Origin of the sequence: Sphingobacterium pedocola, assembly GCF_015209965.1 — a bacterium.
GTDB lineage: Bacteria > Bacteroidota > Bacteroidia > Sphingobacteriales > Sphingobacteriaceae > Sphingobacterium > Sphingobacterium pedocola.
On the sequence record NZ_MU158691.1, the window covers coordinates 488,400 to 509,989 of the forward strand.

Below are 21,590 nucleotides of genomic sequence, written 5' to 3' on the forward strand. Positions count from 1 at the left end.
AAATTTTAACAGCCCGTTTTTTATCCTTTGCGTAGATATTTGGTGAGAATTACAATCGTCTGACCTTCTACTTTTCCTTCTATTTGATCGGTATTGTCGGCAACTAATTTTATATTCTTAACTACTGTACCCAGTTTAGCACTTAATGAGGATCCCTTAACGTCTAACGTTTTGGTAAGAACGACTGTATCTCCTTCATATAATCGCGTACCATTGGAATCCTGATGAAATTCTACGGTGCCGTCCTGTTCGTGATCACCGGTTTTCTTTGCCCATTCTAAATTTTCCTCGGCTAAATAAAGAATTTCCAGATTATCCGATGCCCAGCTTTCATTTCTCAATCGGCTTAGTATTCGCCAAGCAACTACTTGTACAGCAGGATACTCAGACCACATGCTGTCCGACAGCACTTTCCAATGTTCTGGATTTAATTGTTCTTTTTTTTCAATCTGTCCCAAACAAATCTGACAGAGCAAAATACTATTGTCACTCGTTGCTACAGAAATAGGGGGTACTTCATATATGGAAAGGTTTTCTGTAGCTGTACATAATTCACATATTCCTCCGCTGCGCGTTATAAGTTGTTTCTCGAGATTCATCTGATTTGATTTTGCGCGAAAATACGAAATTAAAATCTTTTTGAAGCGTATTAGCTAATTTGAAGGTATCAGTGGAGTGTTTTTTATTGTTGATGTTAAAGAAGGTTTATTTTAATCATCTTTTTTGCCCACCGCATTACCTTTCCGTCGTTGCCACGACAGGGCCTTCATTTTTTCTTGATAAAAAACGAAGCAAAAAATCAAGACTTGGTCAATGTTACGCTAAAAGCTTTTGGATTTACTAAACAGCTCCAAGCCGTTTCACTTTGGGGATGTGTTCTTAACGCAAATCCAAAAGCTTTCTTTACGCTACATCGACCTAGGTCGTCCTTTCTAACTTCAGCTGAAGTATAAAATAATATTTAAGGATAAAGCACCATCCTTTTATACCCGACAAATGTCGCCTTGGCGGGTCGACAATAGCAGGAATGGTGCACCGTCGTGTCGAGCCGGCACAGCGACGAGTTTTGGACACTTTTGCGGTCAAAAGTGTCGACCTGTCGCGGTCCAAGCGACAAAAGAAAATTGATTAAAATAAACCTTCCTTTTTCACTTCCCTTCAACTTTACTTATGCGATAAGAAAGTTATGGCAAAGATTTTGTATCATTGATTAGAAAAAAAATGTTAATCATTAAATAGCTGAATTATGAAATGGCAAGGAGGCCGTAGAGGCGGAAACATTGAGGATAGAAGAGGAATGTCTGGTGGGCAGAAACTGACGCTTGGTGGTATTGGTGGAGTGATTGTACTGGTGGTTAGTTTATTGTTGGGCGGAGATCCTGCGCAGATATTGGATCAGATGGGTGGTGGTAGTGCAGTTAATGCAACCCAGCAAGGGGAGTATCAGTCTACTCCCGAAGAGGATCGACTATTGGATTTTGCCGATGTCGTGCTGGCTAGTACAGATGATGTATGGTCTAATTTATTTAAGCAGGCAGGGAAAACCTATCCAACGCCGGCGATGGTGATATATACTGAAGGTACTGCAACCGAAGGCTGCGGTTACGGACAGTCTCACTTTGGACCTTTTTATTGCCCTGCAGATAATAAAGTGTATCTCGACCTGGGATTTAATAGAGAGCTGTCTGAGAAATTTGGCGCTAAAGGCGAATTTGCCTTAGCGTATGTAATTGCCCATGAAGTGGGACATCATATTCAGAATGTATTTGGTGTAATGGACAAGACCAATGCCATGCGGGCGCAGATGAGCGAACGGGACTACAATAAAATTTCGGTTATGACGGAGTTGCAAGCGGATTTTTATGCTGGTGTATGGGCTCATCATGTCAACAAACTAACGGACATTGAATTGACCTACGATGATATTGTAGACGGCATGCGTGCTGCAGCAGCGGTTGGCGACGACCACCTTCAAGAGCAGGCCACAGGGCATGCTAATCCCGAATCCTTTACGCACGGTACCTCAGAACAACGGGCATATTGGTTTAAAAAAGGATATGATACCGGAGATATGAATGCGGGTAATACATTTAATGATCCGAGTTTGCAATAACAATCAATCAAGAATGTTTTAAGGTAAACGCTATTGAACCAATAAATTACAACCGCGAATATCGGCATTGTCAAAGCGGCCGAGGATCTCGAAATCATGATTTTCGTGGCATCTACCCAAATCCTGCGTAGCAATAAACGAGCAGGAATAATAATTTGCCAGGTCAATGACATTTATAGCCCCTGTTTTTCTGTTGTCTAGCAGCGTCAGTGGATCGTTGGTGTCACGAATCAATATCTTCATCCACGGAGGTGTTTTAAACAGCCCGCGCCCGTAGGAATACCCTTGTGATAGTAGTTCTGTCATACCGTATTCGGAATGAATGGTGGAAGTTCCAAATCCCTTACACAACAATTCGTGCAGTTCATGGCGAACCATCTCCCTCCGTTGGCCCTTCATGCCACCTGTTTCCATCACAATGAGATCAGGAAAGTCGATTGTGTATTTTTCAATAAAATCCAATAAGGCATATGTAACACCGATGAGAATAGTTTTTGTGCCCTTGATGTGCAATTTTTGTAATACCTGATATAGATCTTCATGATTATAAAGAAAATAATTGCTTTCTTCTTGACAGGAAGATTTTATCAAATCATCTACCATATAAATAAGGCTCGATCCCGATCGCTCTAGATAGGACGGAAGGAGGGCGAGTATAGCCGTGTTTTCTATATCACCATAAAACAGTTTAAAAGCTTTTCGAAAACTCATTTCGTATACCTGTAGATTGGCTACGGGATGCCGGCTCGTCACCATACCTGTGGTACCCGAACTGGTAAACGTAATTTCAGGAGTGGTGCCTTTTACAATAATTGCTTGCGTTTTGAAAAACTGAATCGGTAGAAACGGAATTTTTGTATAATGATCAACTTGGTCGGGTTGAACCCCGAGATGGGTTACATATTGGCGGTAGACTAAGGTATGTTCATATTGATAGCGGAATGTAGCCAATGCTGCCGCATTAAATTGATGATTATCTGAAATATCAAATAGATGTGTTACCATTTTCCAAACAGGTGATATAACAATACACGCTGCCAGCCACTGGCAGCGTGTATTGTATTTCTTATAACATACCGCCGCAGACAGGTAATACTTGGCCGTTGATATATCCGGAAAGGTCTGAGGCTAAGAATAGGCATGCGTTGGCCACATCCTCTGCTTCGCCGGCACGTTTTAACGGAATATTAGCTTCCCATCCTGCAACCACTTTGGGATCCAATACTTCTGTCATCTCGGTACGGATGAATCCTGGAGCAACAACGTTGGTACGGATATTACGAGATCCGAGCTCTTTGGCGAGGGACTTTGAAAAACCAATGATACCTGCTTTAGAAGCAGCATAATTCGCCTGCCCGGCGTTACCTTGTACCCCTACTACCGAACTCATATTGATAATACTTCCCTTACGATTTTTCATCATTACTTTGGAAACGGCTTTAGATACGTTGAAGATAGACTTCAGATTGATGTTAATGACGTCATCCCAGTTTTCTTCGGTCATCCGCATCAATAGGCCATCCTTTGTAATACCTGCATTATTCACAACGATATCTATGGTTCCGAAGTCGGCTACTACGCTGTCTATCAACTTCTCGGCTTCATCGAATTTTGAAGCGTCTGAGCGATAACCTTTAACTTGCGTTCCAAACGCTTGTAACTCTTGTTCCAATGCTTGCCCTTTTTCTACTGAAGATAAATAAGTAAATGCTACATTAGCCCCTTGTTGGGCAAATACTTCAGCAATTTTACGACCTATCCCTTTTGAAGCTCCTGTTATTAAAGCTGTTTTTCCCTCAAGTAATTTCATATGTAATCTAGTTGTTGTTGCATTGTTGTCTTTTATCCTTCCCCCGCGTTTCCGCATGTTATTCATCCTCACCACAAAAGTGTTAAATTCTACTTGTAATCCAAAAATAAACTTATATTAATATAGCTGGCAATTATTTAGAGGGGCCAAGTGTTTTTAAAAGTGTAATTGAAATGCTGTTTTTTACAATTTCATTAGGGAAATGAAAGAATTTTGACAAAACCATTCGAAATAACCGATTCTGAATGTTAATTTTGCACCCAATTAGATAGACATGGGCAAGAAAAAACAAAAAACTGAAGTTGACGTAGTTCTTATTGGAGGTGGTATAATGAGTGCTACGTTGGGTACACTTATCAATGAATTAAATCCAGCTGTCAATATTGAGATATTAGAACGTTTAGATGTTGTTGCCGCAGAAAGTTCGGATGCATGGAATAATGCGGGAACAGGACACTCTGCCCTATGTGAACTGAATTACACGCCCCAACGCCCTGATGGTTCTGTTGAAATCGATAAAGCGATTAAAATAGCAGAGCAGTTTGAAGTATCAAAACAATTTTGGTCCTATCTAGTTGAAAAAGGCGTAATTACCAATCCTGAACAGTTTATACGACAAGTGCCACATATGAGTGCGGTATTTGGAGAGAAAGATGTAAATTTCTTAAAAACCCGCTTTGAAACATTGACGAAGGAGAATCTGTTCAAGGGAATGGAATATACGGAGGAAAAGACGCTTCTAGAGGAATGGATTCCACTGATGATGGAAGGCCGCGATCCGAATGAAGCTATCGCTGCGACTAAGATGGAGATTGGTACAGACGTTAATTTTGGCGTGCTCACCCAAGATTTGATAAACCACCTCGATCAAAAAGATAATATTAAACTTTCTTTGAATCAGGAGGTAAAAGATATAGAACGTGAGGATGATGGACGTTGGGAAGTGGAGGTCAAAGATTTAATAACGGGTGAGAAGCGTGAGATTATTGCCAAATTTGTCTTTATCGGTGCTGGAGGCCATTCGTTACTGTTGCTGGAAAAATCCGGTATTCCGGAAGCAAAAGGATATGGTGGTTTTCCGGTAGGTGGGCAATGGTTACGCTGTATGAATGAAGAGATCATCAACCAACATCACTCCAAAGTATATGGTAAGGCTTCAGTGGGAGCTCCACCTATGTCGGTACCACATTTGGACACGCGTTACATAGATGGAAAACAGGCGTTGTTGTTTGGCCCATATGCGGGATTTTCAACCAAATTCTTAAAAAAAGGATCGTATTTCGATCTTCCTGCCTCCATCAAACTGTCGAATATCAAACCTATGCTTTCTGCAGGATTAGATAATTTGCCATTAACGAAGTATTTGATAACCGAAGTAATGAAAAATCCGAAGGACAAGTTGGACGCGTTGAAACAATTTATGCCAACGGCCAAGTTAGAAGACTGGGCTATTGAAAAGGCGGGACAACGTGTGCAGGTCATCAAAAAGGACCCTAAACACGGTGGGGTATTAGAGTTTGGCACAGAAGTGGTGTCGAGTGCAGACGGTTCTATTGCTGCATTGCTGGGTGCTTCGCCAGGCGCTTCGACTTCGGTGGCGATCATGATTCAGCTGTTGAAAAAATGTTTTCCAGAGCGTGCGAAATCAGATGAATACCGTAAGAAATTAAGGGAAATGATCCCTTCTTGGGGAAAGTCATTAAACGATGACCAACAGTTGTGTGCATACACACGTGAAAAAACGCATACCGTATTAAAACTAAAATAAGTTAAACAAACTTATGGGGTGCTAAGATAGAGACGACTCTATTAAAAGGCTGAGATTATACCCAATACCTGTAACAGGTAGGAACCTGATCCGGATAATGCCGGCGTAGGGATTAATTTCTAGATCACGTCTTAAGGCAGTTCCGTAAGTGTAGTTACTTTTAACTCACTTCAATGGAAATAATAATTGAACATATCGTGACTGCTTTCCAGCAAACCTCCTGGTTGGAAAGATTAGCTGTTATATTTGGAATCATCCAGGTACTGTTATCCAAAAACAACAAAGTATCGAATTATTTTTTTGGGATACTCTCCGTTACATTGAGCATGTATGTCCTGTTTGGTGCAAAATTGTATGCCGAAATTGCACTCAATATGTACTACCTAATCATGAGTATATATGGGTGGTGGTACTGGACGACTAACAAGGAGGCTAAAGACCGACCGATCAGCAGCTGCAGTAAAAAGGAATGGCAGGTAGTAGGCGGGATTGTTTTCGGCGGCTTTTTTCTTTTCTATTTTATTTTAAAGGGAATCACCGATTCTGACGTGCCCATGTGGGATGCTTGGGTAACCGCTACAGCGTGGGCAGGGATGTGGTTATTAGCTAAACGAAAAATTGAGAATTGGATATTGCTAAATATCAGTAACTTTTTCGCTGTTCCTCTTTTGATCCATAAAGATCTTTATCTTTTTGCGGCACTTACTTCGTTTTTGTTCATCGTAGCGATATTTGGATTTCTAAAATGGAAGAGAATCATGCGTCTTCAACTTAACTAATTTGCTATGATATCTCTTAAAAATAAGGCACTAATAAAAGACTATCAAACGCCGTCCATACAACATAAAGGACTAGTCGTCGAGCAGTTGGAAATGATATATGAAGAAAACTGGTTTAATATATGGGTACCGCGAAATTATGGCGGATTGGAGCTCAGCCTCGTTGAAGGTTTTTCATTGCTGGAAGAATTAGCTTATCTGGATGGGGGATTGGGATGGACGGTTACACTATGTTCTGGAGCCAATATGTTTGCCGGATACCTGGAACCGGGCAATGCTAAAGCAATATTTTCGCAGCGGAAGGTATGTTGGGGAGGCAGCGGACGGGTAGGAGGAGTAGCTAATCTTAGGCAAGGCATGTATGAAATTAGCGGAGAATGGCAATATGCTACGGGAGCACCGCATCTTACGCATTTCACCTTAAATTGTTTTATCCTTGAGGATGGTGTGCCGCAATTGGATGATGAACAGAATCCGGTTGTACGCTCGTTCTTCGTGGAGCGGGACAGTGTTTTGATTCATTACGATTGGGATACCATCGGATTGGAATGCACAGCCAGCCATAGTTTTTCCATAGCTAAATTAGTGGTGCCTGTATCAAACTCTTTTACGATTTCGCCTGCGCACCGTCTTTCATCGGGCCACTTATATAATTATCCTTTCTTGCCGTTTGCAGAAATCACCTTATTGGCCAACTATGCGGGAATGTACCGTAGATTTTTGGATTTAATGGAGAAGTATTTTTTTGAAAAATCAAAAAGTGACGCCTGGGCAGATAAATATGCTAAGAATCGCTTTAAGCTGATCGATCGTAAGCGTACGTATTTAGAGCAGGAAATGCATATCGTACGGGAACTTACCGTTGAATCGTGGGAGAATGTTATAGAGGATCCTGTTTTGAATGAACATATTTTTGATCAGATCCATTTGAAATCACATGCAATCGTAAGCGAGATTAGAAGCAGTGTGGTGGAATTGTACCCCTTGGCGGGAATTTACGCGGCCCAACGGGACAGCGAGTTGAATATCGTATTTCGGAATTTATTTACGGCCAGTCAACATAGTTTGTTAAATATAGAAGATTAACCGTCGTTAATCTTCTATCAGGTGCTGTTTGTCTGCATCGTACACTAAGTTTGTGGCTAGCTCAAATAGATGCGCTTCAGACTCATAAAAATGCATCATATAGCCCGCCGTGTTGACGAATAAAATTAAATCGCCAACCTGAGGGAATGTGTTGAATTTAATCTTACGCTTTAGAATAAATTCCTGTTCTAAGCAATAGGCGCCAACTAAATACCCATAATATTCTTCTTCCTCGCTGTGCGCTGCCGTTGAAAGATGGATCGGATCTGACAAGAAATCTGCGCTTGAACTCCTCAATTGCGTGCGGTTCATTTCTAATCCGATCAATAGCTCACCATTGGTATCGGGTTTTCGAAAGGCTACTTTCGCAACCGTAATGCCTGCCTGGTCGAGTGTGCTACGACCTGGTTCTATCCTAATTTCTATGCTACGGTCGTGAATGAGTTGATGTATGGGAATACCGTCGCTATTTTTATATACTAAGATTTCTTCTAAAAACTGTGCCTTGTTTACCTCATTGTAATAGGGGTATACAGCAGGTTCTCCATAGATACGTCCGTCCAAAATGGTCATTCCAAGTGGATCCCGGTCATAGGTGACTGCAGAGCGTTGGTGGAGTACCGACGATTTTAATTCTGCTATAAATAAATCCCACTCTTGCCGGGAGGATAAGTAGTTGATCAGGTAGCCTCCGCCTATATCGATGACCTGCGTGTCGATGCCTTCGGTGCGAAGGCTATCACTTAATACAAGGCATTGAAGCAACGCTTCTGCACGCTGGGGAATGGAGTAACCGTTTAAATGAAAATGAAGTCCAATGTAATTAAATCGGGGGAATAGGGAAGCTAAGGTTTGACTAATCAAGTCTTTTGCGATATCGATAGCAAAGCCAAATCTGCTCTGCATCTGATGTCCCATAAATTCAAATCCACTTACCCGTACCAATATCTGGGCCTGGGTATTCAGTTTTTCACAGGTCTCATGGATAAGATTACATTCATCTATATTATCGATGGTAATAGGTATTTGATTTTTGATGGCTAATTCAAGAAGTCTGCTGTTTTTTACAGCGGCTGTAAGCACAATCTGAGTTGCGGGAACCCCTTCGTGTAAGACCTGATCTAATTCGCGGAAACTAGCGGTATCTATTCCGGCACCAATCCGTTTGGCGGATTTCACAAAAGCGAGTGCCTTATTCGCTTTCCTGGCGAAAAATACCTGATGTTTGAGTTCGTATTTTTGAAAGACACTTTTAAATCCGGCTATGTTTTCTTCGAAACTGCGTACATCATGGATATTAATTGGAGAATGATGGTGTGCTATCGCCTCGTTTAATAATTTCTTATTACGCACGATCTCGTGTACCCAGGGTGCGGTTATCGGTGTTAACGGGGTGTGTTTATCGGCTGCTGTGTTCATATTCTTTTTCGTACTTGATGGTGACTAAATTAGCAATCTTCTGTGCCCAGGTATTACCAAAATTATATGATTTGCGAGAAAGGGTGTCATTATCCAGTACATTGCCCTCGGTGGGCGTTCCGTACACATATATCATTGATTTTTCTTTTCCGGCAAGTCTTCCGTCTGGATGGATCGCTATAGATCCAGTGCGGTAATTATCGTTGATAAGCTCCTTTGCCAATCCGCTTTTAAATAGATTACTGTACAAAGGATGATTGCCTTGGGTCAAATTAGGCTTGGCAATGCGACCATCGATATGGTAGTTAAACGTCTTTGTATAGTAACCGTTGGTAAGTTGTAAACCCTCCGTATTGAATTGTACAGTAGGAAGCGTACCAAATTTGCTTCGGATGTATCCTGCTTTTAGCAATGCGTGTATCTTTTTACTGTTTGTTGTTGGAGGACCGAAACTAAGTCTATTCATATTGCCTATCCAGTGCTTGTCAAAATATTCTTGGGATTTGCCATCCATTCCAGAAAAGTTATAAACTTTCGTCATTTGAAGGAGGCATGCCCGGCAAGCGTGTACGGCAAGCATCAGCGGACTTTTGGAAATCCCTCTGTCGGCTTCTTCTTGAATATAGCGGGTATGGTCTACCATGTACTGGTGATAGTCCTCAAGCTGCGTGCCACTGATGTATTTGTTGGGAAAGAAGAGCCTATCGATTACTTCCATTTCTGTTAGGCCGTCATCCTCACGTGCCAGTCTGTTATAGGCATATTGAATTTCTTTCTTCAGGATCGGCAAAATATCTTTCTTAAAGGATATCTTATTCTCTGGACTGCGCTTTTGTATACTTTCTAAGTACTCATCTGTAAAAAACAACAGCTCATATTGTTCTTCGGGTAACATTCCACTGCGTGGCACCATCGTTAAATTGTTTCTGGAGTAGGGATAAAGCAAAGGTTCTCTTCCCGAAGGGATGTAGACAAGCTCATTATTATGGGCCTCAAAACGTCCGCCGCGGCCTTCGGTAAGGTGAAGTGCCACATCTGTAAACGTAAGTCCGTATCCTTGTATAGCTACTTCTGCTTGATCAGGTATGCGATCTAAATCGCGGATCGGATAGGCGGAATTAAAACAGGTGACGTGGGGATATTGCCGAGCACGATCTAAATATGGGTTAATGTAACTGTTTCCCGTAACTAGCATAACCGACTGGTAAACAAATGGAAATATTTCTTCATCGCTGTGTAATCTATAGGTAGCACCTAACTCCGTGATATTGTTAATTTGCTGGGTAATCAGACGGATTGATATTTTTTCAGGAGCAGCATGCAATACCTGTTGGAAGCAGTCTATCAAATAATAGCCCACCAGTTCGCGTGAAGCAAAATCCCGGGGGTTAACTTCAGGGCTGTGCGAAACTTTATTGCACTTGATCCAATCTGTCAGATCCAATCGTTTTTGTACGATTTGAGGTGCTGGCTGTACTTCCCATGCGTCGATGTTGCCGATTGCATAGTTGATGAGTAAGTTGTCGGGTTGATCGGGACGATAGTTTTGGCCACATGCAAAAAAGGAATTGCTGTTGAAAACATGAATTTCCAGCTCTGTAGTCATATCCACATCTTTTAGGGTTGCTAAAAGTCGTTCCAGTGCATAAAATCCCTTGGGCCCTCCACCTATTATAGCGATATGGATTGTTTCATCATGTGTATTTATATTATTGATATCAAGTGTCTTATAAATTGTTTTTTTCTCTGATTGTAAGACATGTTTTGCAATATGTTCTGATCGCCAAATCATACATTTTTTATTTTTACGGTATGGGGGAAATAGCGACTTATCCATTCCTTATTATATATTGTATCGAGGTATCTTTCGCCTCGATCAGCGAATATGCCGACAACCGATGCTTTTCGCTCGATTTTGTTTGCTATTTTTTCAATAGCGGAAATGATCGCACCGGAGGAGCCTCCTGCTAGAATACTTTCTTTTTTTAGGAGTTCATGACATCCGGTAATGCATTCTTCATCGTGGATGTGTATCACCTGATCTATCAAATTCTGATCTAGAAAATGTGAATGTTGACTGGATCCCATTCCTGGAATACGGCGTAACTGCGGTATATCATCAAAAATTACCGATCCGACGGAGTCTACTGCTATTACTTTTGTTTTTGCTTTTTGACGATGCAGTTCTTTCGCAAATCCCATTAAGGTACCGCAGGTGCTCGTGGGAATCAATATATAGTCGGGAAAGTAACCTAGGGATTCGTGAATTTCATTTACAGTATGTCGATGAGCGAGGGGATTGTCGTGATTGTGATATTGGTTGGGGTTGAAAGAGTTGGGGTATTTAGCCAATAATTCTTCTACCTTTTTCAAGCGGGTTTTGAGGTATCCTCCCTTGCCATCATGTTCGGTGACAACGACAAATTCAGCGCCATATGTTTCCAATAACCTAGTGGCCTGAGCATTGATATGAGGGTCTACCACCAGTATCAATTTCAGTCCATAATATAAACAGACCTGTGCTAAACCAATCCCCATATTACCGGAGGTGGATTCAATAATCACCGTATCACTGCTTATTTTTCCTTCCTGGAATGCATGTGTAATTATTCGGTAAGATGTCCTGTCTTTAATGCTTCCCCCAGGGTTCTGCATCTCCATTTTACCGTAAAAGTCGAAATTGTATTCTGCAAATATATTTTCTAAATGTACTAAAGGTGTGTTTCCAATTAGGGATAGTATCCCTTCCATCGTCTTATTTTTGATCATATATTAAGTGCTAATGCTACTTAATAACAATTTGAGAGTAGGTTTTGTTTCGCTGGCTAGTACGCGCTTATAGTGTATCGTTTGAGGGCGTAATACATTTGGTTTTGAATGTATAGCATTCTGACGGTAGGGTTCAGTGTAAAAAAAAGGAAGGTTTATTTTAATTAGTTTGTCGCTCGCCGCGACGGGGCTTTCTTTATTCCTTGATGAATAAAGAAACAAAGAAATCAAGACTTGGTCAATGTTACGCTAAAAGCTTTTGGATTTACTAAACAGCTCCAAGCCGTTTCACTTGGGGGATCTGTTCTTAACGCAAATCCAAAAGCTTTCTTAACGCTACATCGACCTAGGTCGTCCTTTTCGGTTCAGCGGAAGTATAAAATAATATTTAAGGATAAAGCACGATCCTTTCATACCCGACAAATGTCGCCTTGGCGGGTCGACAATAGCAGGAATGGTGCACCGTCGTGTCGAGCCGGCACAGCGACGAGTTTTGGACACTTTTGCGGTCAAAAGTGTCGACCTGTCGCGGTCCAAGCGACAAAAGAAAAATAATTAAAATAAACCTTCATTTTAACCTATTTCGTTAACAACGCACGAGCTGTAATATCAAAAGAACGCAGGCGTTTAACATCGTCGAAGATATAATTTGTAGTGATGATCTCATCAACCTGATAACGGGCTATAAAATCTCTTACTTCCGAGCGAATATCCTTTTCGGTACCGATAAAGGTACAGGATACCATGCTTTGAACCGCTTGTTCGATTTCAGCTATGCCATCGTAAATGGGTTTCTCGGTAGGCGGGGATAAGGGCATTCGTCGATTGGTGAGAATGCCAGCAAACATGTTGAATAAACTCGTGGAAAGGTATGTTGCTTCCTCATGCGAATCTGCAGCTACGATATTTACACAAACCATCGTATATGGTTCGTGTAGCTGTACTGACGGCTTAAAATTCTTTTGATATATTTCGGTGGCCTGGGATAACATGGCAGGAGCAAAATGAGCCGCAAATGCATAAGGAAGTCCTAATTCTGCAGCGAGATAAGCACTATCCGTGCTAGATCCTAATATATAAATAGGAATATGCTGTCCCTCCCCCGGAAAAGCACGCACTTTAGCCTGAACATTGTTCTCATCAAAGTACTGTTGAAGTGCCAATACATCATCCTTGAAATAAAACGATGTATTTAGGTTATTCCGGCGTAAGGCCATCGCGGTCACCTGATCCGTGCCGGGGGCTCTGCCGAGTCCCAGATCGATACGATTGGGATAGATGCTTTCTAATGTGCCAAATTGTTCGGCAATGACGAGCGGAGAGTGGTTGGGTAGCATAATTCCACCTGATCCCACCCGGATAGTGCTGGTGTGGCCAGCTACATGCCCTATTAATACCGAAGTGGCCGAACTTGCGATATGTGGCATGTTGTGGTGTTCGGCAAACCAGATCCGATGGTATCCTAATTTTTCGATATGTTGGGCGCCGACAACCGATCGTTCAATGGCTTCGGTGATGGTACTCCCTTTGCTAACGGTAGCTAATTCTAGTGCGGATAATTTAATATGATTCATACGTATATTGTTGCTTCTTGAGCGCAAAAGCCCGATTTGACTTCATAGCTATATGTAATATTCTCTTTTATTAACCTCGATTAGAGAGGTGAATAGTGCATAATTTAAAGATACAATGAATCACGATACGTTTTGTAATTTTACTGTCTTTTATCGTGTTCGGAGCGCATGTATGACAATGTGATTACCTGTCATATCGGTGGTAAAGTAAAGGAAGTCTTTCCCCCCGTCTTTTATTTTAAATTTTTTGCGGATATCGGCTACTTTGACCGGGAAATTTTTGGTAGCGACATTTGCTTGATAAATTTCGTTTTTTTTCTTGAAATTGGAGAGCGTGTATACCTCTTGGATTTCAAATATACGCCCGGGGAAATGGTCTTTTATGTTATCAGCGGTATATAGATGGGTGTGCTGATGCAATTTATATAGATCGAAGCGCTTAGCTATGGTTTTGAACGCACCGGCTTTGGTAATGGATACATCTGGGTCATACAGATAGTGTAGTGGATCTGAGGCACGAATTAATGTTACTTTTTCTTCCTGTATCGTAAATGAATGGCTCTGTAATTGGTCTTGGAAGATTCGTATTGCCGAAACAACCGCTTCTCCTTCATAATTCCGTTCTTGCACGAATAATAATTCTTTGCAATCTCCATCTACACTGATTACGTATATCCGTTTAATATGCCGCAATTTCTGTAAGGCTGCTGATATGTCCAGTAACGGGGATAGTTTGCTAATAATGATATGGGATTTTTGAAAAAATACATTTTGTAGTCCCACAATATTGGGTTCACAGTCTTCCAGTAAAAAAACTTTTGCGTGGTTCACCCGACGGGAAGGATCGATGAATATATAATCTAGCGAATTATCTTTTTGTTGGTCTACATATGCTACGCCGTCTGTAGCGATACATATCAGATTTGGAACACCAAGTTCTATTGCATTCTGCTTTACGATCTCGGATAGGTTCTCATTGAGCTCGCAATGAATGACAACTTCGGCTTCTTGTGCCATGTAACAGCTATCTACCCCAAACCCACCCGTAATATCGACAACGCGTGCGCCTTTTTTGATAAGGGTTTGTTTTACGAGCGCAGTGTGTTCGGAGGAACATTGTTCAAGGTTGATCTTATCAGGATAATAAATAGGAGCGGAAAAAGCCCAGGTCGGTAATTTACGAACGCTACGCTGCCAGCCATCGATCTGGGCTGCTAATTCTGAAGAACTGACATCCGGAAAAGGACTTTTCTTCAAAGCAATAATAGAAGGTGATTTCTCTCTATTTGCTTTGATGAACTGCTGTATATCCTTATCTAAAATGCGTTTATTCATCTATGTTTTTCACTAGCATTTGGCAGGTGTAGCTGTCCTTAAGTTCGCGAATTATTTCCTTATTTACCAATACCCTATCCAAGGTTTGTTGATTGTAATAGCGAATGGTGATCAATTCTAGCCCCGAGGCTACACTTACTTTATAGCGTTTTTCGAGATCTTCCAATAATTTCCATACATTTTCGCCGGTATCGTCTACGCTCACTGAAAAACTGATCGCACTATTATGCATCATATTTATTTTGATACGGTTTTGGTGGAATAGATTAAAAATATGACTTAAATTGTCTTCGACGATGAAGGAAAAATCCCGTGGCTGAATGTTGACGAATACCTGATTGACTTTAAAAATGAAAGAAGGTACGGGTAGAGTTTGATTAGTAGTACGAATCTTCGTTCCATTTTTTTCCGGATTGATAAAAGAACGTACATTTAACGTGATTTTTTTGTTTTGTAATGGCTTTATTGTTTTTGGATGAATTACAGTGGCACCGTAGTACGTTAATTCGATCGCATCGGTATAGGATAACTCGGGGATTAATTCAGTTTGATCAAACCATTTAGGGTCTGCATTAAGAACCCCCGGAACGTCTTTCCAGATGGTAATATCTTCTACATTTAAGCAAGATGCAAAAATGGCCGCTGAATAATCCGAGCCCTCCCGACCCAACGTTGTGGTAAAATTTTCAGATGTAGACCCAATAAAACCTTGTGTAATAATAACTTGATTATCTAATATAGATGGAATATCCATACGGATTTTATCCTCCGTTTTTCCCCAATCTACATTTGCCTCTGTGTAGGTGTTGTCGGTAAGAATGTAGTCCCGAGCATCTACCCATTTTGTGTCGATATCGATAAACCGACAGTAGGCTGTTAATATTTTAGATGAAAGGATTTCGCCCAGTGAAACAATTTGATCAAATAAATAGTCAAAAGAATCTTGTGGTTCTTCTTCTAAAATCCATTCTACTTCGACAAAACAATTCGCAATTTCATCGAATATCGGATGATTTTCCGTTTCGAATAATTGCTTTAATATATTGAAATGATAATTTTTGACGGTATTTAGGTGAATAAAAGCATCGCCGGTTTGGCCTACATAATTTTTAGTTACCTCCTCCAATTTATCGGTCGTTTTTCCGATAGCAGATACGACTACAAGAAGTTCTTGATCTTTATATTTTGAAATGATAGCAGCTACATTTTTTATGCTTTCTGCGTCTTTCACTGATGCGCCACCAAACTTGAATACTTGCATTAATTCTTAAATGTAATAGGTTGTGTTTTTCTAATTTATTTTAATACTTTCAATATACTGCTTGCCTCGAATGTTTAACAAGCCATGTATTTTCTCATATGGAATACGGATTTCCGTTGTACCTTCGGAATATGGCTTTATCTCATATTCATTGTAATACATGACAAGATGCTTTTCTGTGAAACCAAAATTATCATTCAGTTTAAATTTACCTCCTTCAAAGAAATATGAACTGTCCAAGGATGCAGTATCTTGGATGGATTCGACCTCTCTAAAATAGTGTTCTGCAATTTTAGTTAATTCTTCTTGTTTATTCTTTGCCAAAACATCAGCCAACTCAATTTTTTTCGCTTTTACAACATCAAAATTGGTCCAAAATACGTAATTATTTCCATGTGCTCCTCCTGTATATTCCGAGAGCTTATTTTTCATGGAAAAGAATAACGGTGTATTCGTAGCAATCAGACATTCAATTTTGCGATACCAGGCAAAGTGAAGTTGTCTTGTAGCTTCGTCTTCGACAAATTCATTGTATCCCATAATGAAGTTACTCGCCGCCTCTTGAGGCGTGTTTTCACCTTCAATGAATATATAGGATTTTAATAGGTCGTTGTATTTCTGGATATCAAGTTGGGGATATCGAATGGCGTAAAATGTCGTGTCGATGGTGTCATTAAACAGGGCAAAATAGGGACTCACTTCTTTGAAGTCTACATAGCTATATTGTAAAGTATCCTCCAAAAAGAGACGGTTATTCTCGGCCGTTGCGGATTTATCGTTGTTTTCGATACCACAGGCCCAGATAAAAATAAGTGAACATATATAGATGGGACTATGTACCCATTGAATAACCATTTATACTGTTTTGAAATGTTTGATGACCCGCTTGCCGAATATCGTGCTTCCTAACCGCACCATATTGCTACCTCGCTCTATTGCCAATTTGTAATCCGACGACATGCCCATAGAAAGTATATCGAACGTATCTTCCTTACGGTAATAGCTCACTTTCACGCCGTCAAAAAGCATTTTTAATTCATAAAATTCTTCCTTAATTTCTTTCTCTTTATCGGTATTTGTTGCAATACCCATTAAACCTCTGATACGAACATTTTTGAGCTGATCAAATTCCTGCTCCTGAAACATTTCGATCAATTCAGCATGATCAAAGCCGTATTTGGTTTCCTCCTCAGCGATAAATACCTGTAAAAGACAATCAATTATACGGTTGTTCTTGGCCGCATGTTTATTGATTTCCTTTAATAATTTGAAAGAGTCTACTGAATGAATCAATGAAACGAAAGGTGCAATGTACTTTACTTTATTGGTCTGAAGATGACCCACTAAATGCCATTCGATGTCTTTTGGAAGTGATTCGTGCTTGTCTACGAGCTCTTGAACCATGTTTTCTCCAAATATTCGCTGCCCAGCGTTGTACGCTTCCAATATATCCTCATTTGGTTTTGTTTTGGAAATAGCAACCAGTACGACGCCTAGTGGTGCCAGTTCTTGTCGTATTTCTTCGATATTCGTCGTGATGCTCATATATGTAATAATATTTTGGGAATGATTTATCTAAAAGCAATGATTACAATGCCTTTTCGTATTTTTGTACAAATTTACAAAATGCAACGCTTATTATTTGTTATAATATCTTCGTTTTTTTCAGGGAGTGTTGGTATCCGATGGTCTTCAACAACCTTCATGAGGTTGTCGTGGTTGTTGGCATTACCTAGAGTCATGAAGGTGTTTTCAGAAAGGATATGTCTGAAATCATCATCAAAAGGCTGCGTGAGATTTTCTGGGCTGTCGGCACTGCTACTAATCATAACGTCATTTCTAATTGTTTCCTGTAATAGGCAAGGATCTGACGATCGATTGTCTGAACGGAAAATGACCGAATTGATGACAGAGGTACATCTAATCGATGGTTATCTTTCCTCGTTGAACAAGGATAGTGCGGTGAAGGTGTTGCCGGTAATGTATGAGGACGTTTTCAAGAAGTATGGATTAGATTCGGCTACTTTCGCTGAAAACCTGAAGCATTATATGGGGAATCCGGATCTAATTGAAAAAATATATGGAAACGTGAAGAAAAAGCTGGAGGGATACAACAGGGAGATTCAAACTAAGGACTCGCTTAAAAATGCCTATATGCAAGATAGTATCAATCGCGTATATCGCTTGCAAAAAAATGCGGATGACATGAAAAATCTTATTTCCAATGTGGTATTGGACACGACCGATATGACATTCGCAGAATCTACGAGGATGTTTTATGATTATTTTGGTCTTGCTATCCAAGTGTACGGTGTTCACATTTCACCTGTTGTAGAAGTGCCTCAGGTGCCGTCCACCGATACAATACCCCCGATTAGTAGCGATCAGTCCGTCGAACAATCTCCTGTAGAGAAATTGCCAGTTGAGATGCATCCGGAGACATTACGGCCCTGGACGGATACCGGTAAAAATGTTCTGCGTTCCGTTCCAAATACGTTGAGGCCTTTACAACGACCTAAATTATTGTAGTAGTATGATTTATCCTCAAAACACAATAGATAAGTTGGGCTTTACAGATATTCGGAATTTAATAAAAGAAAAATGTCTAAGTGAAGCTGGAAAATTGATGGTGGAGAAAATTCAGCCTCAAGTAAAAATAGATCAAATAGATCGTTTCCTGCGTCAAACTCAAGAATTTAAAAATATCATACAACATGATGCCCCTTTGCCCGTAGATCATATCTACCCAATTAAACCGTTGGCAGAGAAGGCAAAGATAGAAGGCAGTTTTCTGCTGGAAGAGGAATTGTACCGAATGTTACTTTCACTTCGTACGGTATATGCCATTATTCGATACTTCAATGAAAGAGAAGGCCAATACGCCCATCTCGAATTGTTGTTTGAACATCTTCCGATAGAAAAGTCGATTTTAAGGTCTATCGAGATGGTGTTGGATGAACGGGGCAAGATGAAAGACAATGCTTCGCGTGCACTGTTGGATCTAAGCCAGCAGATTGCAAAAAGTGAGCAGGAAGCGCGTAAACGCTTGGATACGGTTTTTAAGCAGGCGCAAAGCAACGGCTGGACGGCCGACGGTGGGTTGACGATACGAGATGGACGGTTTTGTATACCTATTCTTGCCGAAAATAAACGTAAGTTAAAAGGCCTGATTCACGATGAATCGGCAACGGGTCAAACTGCTTATATTGAGCCAGAAGAGGTATTTCACCTGAATAATAAGGTGAGAGATTTAGAGTTTGAACGACGACGGGAGGTTGTCCGTATCCTGACCGATTTAACGACCGAATTACGTCCGCACGTGCCGCTTTTACTAGCATACCACAGCTTGCTCACTAAGCTGGATTTTGTACGCGCTAAGGCACTATTTGCGATAGACATTGAAGCGGTAATGCCTCTTCTTTCGAAAGAAGCAGATGTCAACTTAGTCAATGCCCGGCATCCCTTGTTATTCCTAAACGCTAAAAAAGACAGCCAACATCAGGTAGTACCTTTAAATATTAAAATTGATAGTACAGATCGTATTATTCTTGTCTCTGGACCTAATGCTGGAGGAAAGTCTGTCTGTATGAAGACAGTAGGACTATTGCAGCTGATGCTGCAATCGGGTCTTTTAATCCCAGCAGATGAAACCACGTCGATAGGTATATTCAAGCAAATTTTTGCGGATATCGGCGATGATCAATCTATTGAAAGCGATTTGAGTACATACAGTGCACACCTGTCTAAAATGAAACACTTTGCTAATTTTGCCACTGCCCGGACACTGGTGCTTATAGATGAATTCGGAACAGGTACGGATCCACAATTTGGCGGGCCGATAGCAGAAGCGGTGTTGGAACAACTGAATAAAAAGGGGATAAGAGGGGTAATTACCACACATTATTCGAACTTAAAATTGTTCGCTAGCCATGCTGAAGGATTAGAGAACGCGTCTATGCTGTTTGACAACCAGCAGATGAAACCGCTGTACATTCTCCAGACAGGCAAACCCGGGAGTTCGTATGCGTTTGAGATCGCTCAAAAAATTGGTTTACCAAGGGAAATCCTCCAATCTGCTAAGCAGAAGATCGGTGTTCAGCAGAAAAAAGTTGATACCCTTTTAGTAGATTTAGAGCGGGATAAGCAGGAAATATACGACACGAAGAAGGCCGTAAACCGAAGGGAAAAAGAACTGGAGGAATTAAAAACCAGATATGAGTCATTACAGGCTTATATGGAGGAGAATAAAAAAGAGATTATCCGAAAGGCGAAGGAAGAAGCAAAATCTATTTTGAAAGATGCCAATAAGCTGGTGGAGAATACAATTTCTGAAATAAAATCGGCTCAGGCGGAGAAAGACAAAACGAAACAAATCCGTTCTAAATTAAATCAGGAATTAGATAAACATACGTCAGATTTAGATCAAAAAGTTGCCAAACCCAAACCTGTAAATGGTGAAAATATCGAACTGCAGATAGGAGATTGGGTGCGGATTGAAGATTCCGGTTCAGAGGGAGAGATTTTAGAAATCACAAAAGGCAGTAGTTTGATTATTGCTTTAGGAGAACTTCGTACTGTGGTGAAAAAGAATCGGGTTACGAAACTACGAAGCAAGGAGAAATCAAAAGCCATCAAACGACAGAGTAATCTCTCTACGGATTCGGTAGCTGATTTTCAACCAGAGATCGACGTACGCGGTATGCGTACAGAGGACGCGTTGCAAAAGATCGAATTGGTGTTGGATCGTGCGGTAATGATAGGGTATCCGACGCTAAAAATAGTACATGGCAAAGGCGATGGTATATTGCGAAAGTTTATTCGGGATTATTTGCGAAAGTATAGTCATGTAAATAGATTTGAAGATGAACATGCTGACCGGGGAGGAGATGGAATCACCTATGCGTATATCAATTAAAATTAAAAGATATGTTTGACTGGACATTCAATGGTAATACTCAAGCTATTTTAGTATCTATTCTCTGTGGGAGCATAATAGGATTTGAGCGGGAATTTAAAAATAAATCCGCTGGTTTCAGAACAGTAATCTTGATCTGCTTCGGATCGACGATTTTTACCTTGCTTTCTAGAATGGGTAACATTTCAGATGATCGGATTGCAGCTAATATCATTACGGGTATAGGGTTTTTAGGTGCGGGTGTTATTTACCAGGGTAAGTTTAGTGTGCAGGGGTTAACGACGGCAGCGGTGATATGGACCATGGCTTCGATAGGAATGATTGTCGGGTTTGGAGAATTTCAATTTGGTATAGCACTGACCATTTGTATGGTTATTATTCTTTCACTGTTCCAAAAATTGGAACTGTATATGGCCAATATCTATCACCTCAGGACGATACATGTAACATTTAGAGATATCAAGATCGACTACCTGGATGAGTTTGAAAAATTTATGCTAACGAATAACGTCAAATTGAACCGCAAAGGACTCGAAAAGAATGGCGAACATTTGACTGTCGTATATGAGGTGACAGGTAGTCGAATGAACATCCGTAAAGCCTGCAATGAAATTGTAGCACTGGATTACGTAGAGCATTTCCGAAATCTTTAAAAAACTTTTCCACAATTCACAATTGTTAAAATTTGTTAAAATTTAAATTTTCTATTAATTATACTGATAAAAGTGTAAAAAACTTCAATTTTATTGATGGTTTTTTAA

Annotated in this window: 19 protein-coding genes; 7 read left to right on the forward strand and 12 right to left on the reverse strand. The window is 40.5% G+C overall.

Features of this window, described 5'->3' with window-relative positions:
• Positions 1-20 precede the first annotated feature (20 nt).
• A complete protein-coding gene (locus tag C4F40_RS18035) occupies positions 21-599 on the reverse strand; it encodes a PhnA domain-containing protein (protein ID WP_196940805.1) in 579 nt (192 codons plus the stop codon).
• 647 nt (positions 600-1,246) lie between these two features.
• Here C4F40_RS18035 and ypfJ point away from each other — a divergent pair.
• Complete coding sequence (gene ypfJ / locus C4F40_RS18040) at positions 1,247-2,113, forward strand: KPN_02809 family neutral zinc metallopeptidase (RefSeq protein WP_196940806.1); 867 nt, start codon at positions 1,247-1,249, stop codon at positions 2,111-2,113.
• A gap of 30 nt (positions 2,114-2,143) precedes the next feature.
• Here ypfJ and C4F40_RS18045 read toward each other — a convergent pair whose 3' ends face one another.
• Together C4F40_RS18045 and fabG are read right to left on the reverse strand one after the other, a co-directional pair.
• Positions 2,144-3,118 (reverse strand): LuxE/PaaK family acyltransferase, encoded by a 975-nt coding sequence (locus C4F40_RS18045; protein ID WP_196940807.1) that lies wholly within the window; start codon positions 3,116-3,118, stop codon positions 2,144-2,146.
• Positions 3,119-3,179: 61 nt separating this feature from the next.
• Positions 3,180-3,923 carry a 3-oxoacyl-[acyl-carrier-protein] reductase gene (gene fabG / locus C4F40_RS18050; RefSeq protein WP_196940808.1) on the reverse strand — a complete coding sequence of 248 codons (744 nt, stop codon included), beginning with the start codon at positions 3,921-3,923 and terminating at the stop codon, positions 3,180-3,182.
• Between the two features lie 274 nt (positions 3,924-4,197).
• Here fabG and C4F40_RS18055 point away from each other — a divergent pair, with 274 nt between their 5' ends.
• From C4F40_RS18055 to C4F40_RS18065, 3 genes are all read left to right on the forward strand, one after another.
• Positions 4,198-5,691 (forward strand): malate:quinone oxidoreductase, encoded by a 1,494-nt coding sequence (locus tag C4F40_RS18055; protein WP_196940809.1) that lies wholly within the window; start codon positions 4,198-4,200, stop codon positions 5,689-5,691.
• 173 nt (positions 5,692-5,864) lie between these two features.
• Positions 5,865-6,470 carry a nicotinamide riboside transporter PnuC gene (gene pnuC / locus C4F40_RS18060; RefSeq protein WP_196940810.1) on the forward strand — a complete coding sequence of 202 codons (606 nt, stop codon included), beginning with the start codon at positions 5,865-5,867 and terminating at the stop codon, positions 6,468-6,470.
• A gap of 6 nt (positions 6,471-6,476) precedes the next feature.
• Positions 6,477-7,556 (forward strand): acyl-CoA dehydrogenase family protein, encoded by a 1,080-nt coding sequence (locus C4F40_RS18065; RefSeq protein WP_196940811.1) that lies wholly within the window; start codon positions 6,477-6,479, stop codon positions 7,554-7,556.
• A gap of 6 nt (positions 7,557-7,562) precedes the next feature.
• Here C4F40_RS18065 and C4F40_RS18070 read toward each other — a convergent pair whose 3' ends face one another.
• The 9 genes from C4F40_RS18070 to C4F40_RS18110 form a co-directional block, all read right to left on the reverse strand.
• Positions 7,563-8,975 carry a type III PLP-dependent enzyme domain-containing protein gene (locus tag C4F40_RS18070; protein WP_196940812.1) on the reverse strand — a complete coding sequence of 471 codons (1,413 nt, stop codon included), beginning with the start codon at positions 8,973-8,975 and terminating at the stop codon, positions 7,563-7,565.
• Positions 8,956-10,767 carry an FAD/NAD(P)-binding protein gene (locus tag C4F40_RS18075; RefSeq protein WP_196940813.1) on the reverse strand — a complete coding sequence of 604 codons (1,812 nt, stop codon included), beginning with the start codon at positions 10,765-10,767 and terminating at the stop codon, positions 8,956-8,958. Before C4F40_RS18075 ends, C4F40_RS18070 begins: the two co-directional genes overlap by 20 nt.
• Complete coding sequence (gene sbnA, locus C4F40_RS18080) at positions 10,764-11,744, reverse strand: 2,3-diaminopropionate biosynthesis protein SbnA (RefSeq protein ID WP_196940814.1); 981 nt, start codon at positions 11,742-11,744, stop codon at positions 10,764-10,766. Before sbnA ends, C4F40_RS18075 begins: the two co-directional genes overlap by 4 nt.
• Positions 11,745-12,322: 578 nt before the next feature.
• A complete protein-coding gene (locus C4F40_RS18085; RefSeq protein WP_196940815.1) occupies positions 12,323-13,318 on the reverse strand; it encodes an LLM class flavin-dependent oxidoreductase in 996 nt (331 codons plus the stop codon).
• Positions 13,319-13,468: 150 nt separating this feature from the next.
• On the reverse strand, positions 13,469-14,653 hold the full coding sequence (locus tag C4F40_RS18090; protein WP_196940816.1) for a THUMP-like domain-containing protein: 1,185 nt from the start codon (positions 14,651-14,653) through the stop codon (positions 13,469-13,471).
• Positions 14,646-15,914 carry an aspartate kinase gene (locus tag C4F40_RS18095; protein WP_196940817.1) on the reverse strand — a complete coding sequence of 423 codons (1,269 nt, stop codon included), beginning with the start codon at positions 15,912-15,914 and terminating at the stop codon, positions 14,646-14,648. The genes C4F40_RS18090 and C4F40_RS18095 overlap by 8 nt, the downstream gene beginning before the upstream one ends.
• 30 nt (positions 15,915-15,944) lie before the next feature.
• Positions 15,945-16,769, reverse strand: a complete 825-nt coding sequence (locus C4F40_RS18100; RefSeq protein ID WP_196940818.1) for an RsiV family protein — start codon at positions 16,767-16,769, stop codon at positions 15,945-15,947.
• Positions 16,770-17,459, reverse strand: a complete 690-nt coding sequence (locus C4F40_RS18105) for a YggS family pyridoxal phosphate-dependent enzyme (protein ID WP_196940819.1) — start codon at positions 17,457-17,459, stop codon at positions 16,770-16,772. It abuts the gene before it with no gap.
• 74 nt (positions 17,460-17,533) lie between these two features.
• Positions 17,534-17,743 carry a hypothetical protein gene (locus C4F40_RS18110; RefSeq protein ID WP_196940820.1) on the reverse strand — a complete coding sequence of 70 codons (210 nt, stop codon included), beginning with the start codon at positions 17,741-17,743 and terminating at the stop codon, positions 17,534-17,536.
• Here C4F40_RS18110 and C4F40_RS18115 point away from each other — a divergent pair.
• From C4F40_RS18115 to C4F40_RS18125, 3 genes are read left to right on the forward strand one after another with little or no spacing between them, the layout of a single operon-like run.
• Positions 17,655-18,443, forward strand: a complete 789-nt coding sequence (locus C4F40_RS18115; protein WP_262894835.1) for a DUF4296 domain-containing protein — start codon at positions 17,655-17,657, stop codon at positions 18,441-18,443. The two genes, C4F40_RS18110 and C4F40_RS18115, sit on opposite strands and share 89 nt — an antisense overlap.
• A 4-nt stretch (positions 18,444-18,447) precedes the next feature.
• A complete protein-coding gene (locus C4F40_RS18120) occupies positions 18,448-20,829 on the forward strand; it encodes an endonuclease MutS2 (RefSeq protein ID WP_196940822.1) in 2,382 nt (793 codons plus the stop codon).
• A gap of 11 nt (positions 20,830-20,840) precedes the next feature.
• Positions 20,841-21,482 (forward strand): MgtC/SapB family protein, encoded by a 642-nt coding sequence (locus tag C4F40_RS18125; RefSeq protein WP_196940823.1) that lies wholly within the window; start codon positions 20,841-20,843, stop codon positions 21,480-21,482.
• Positions 21,483-21,590 lie beyond the last annotated feature (108 nt).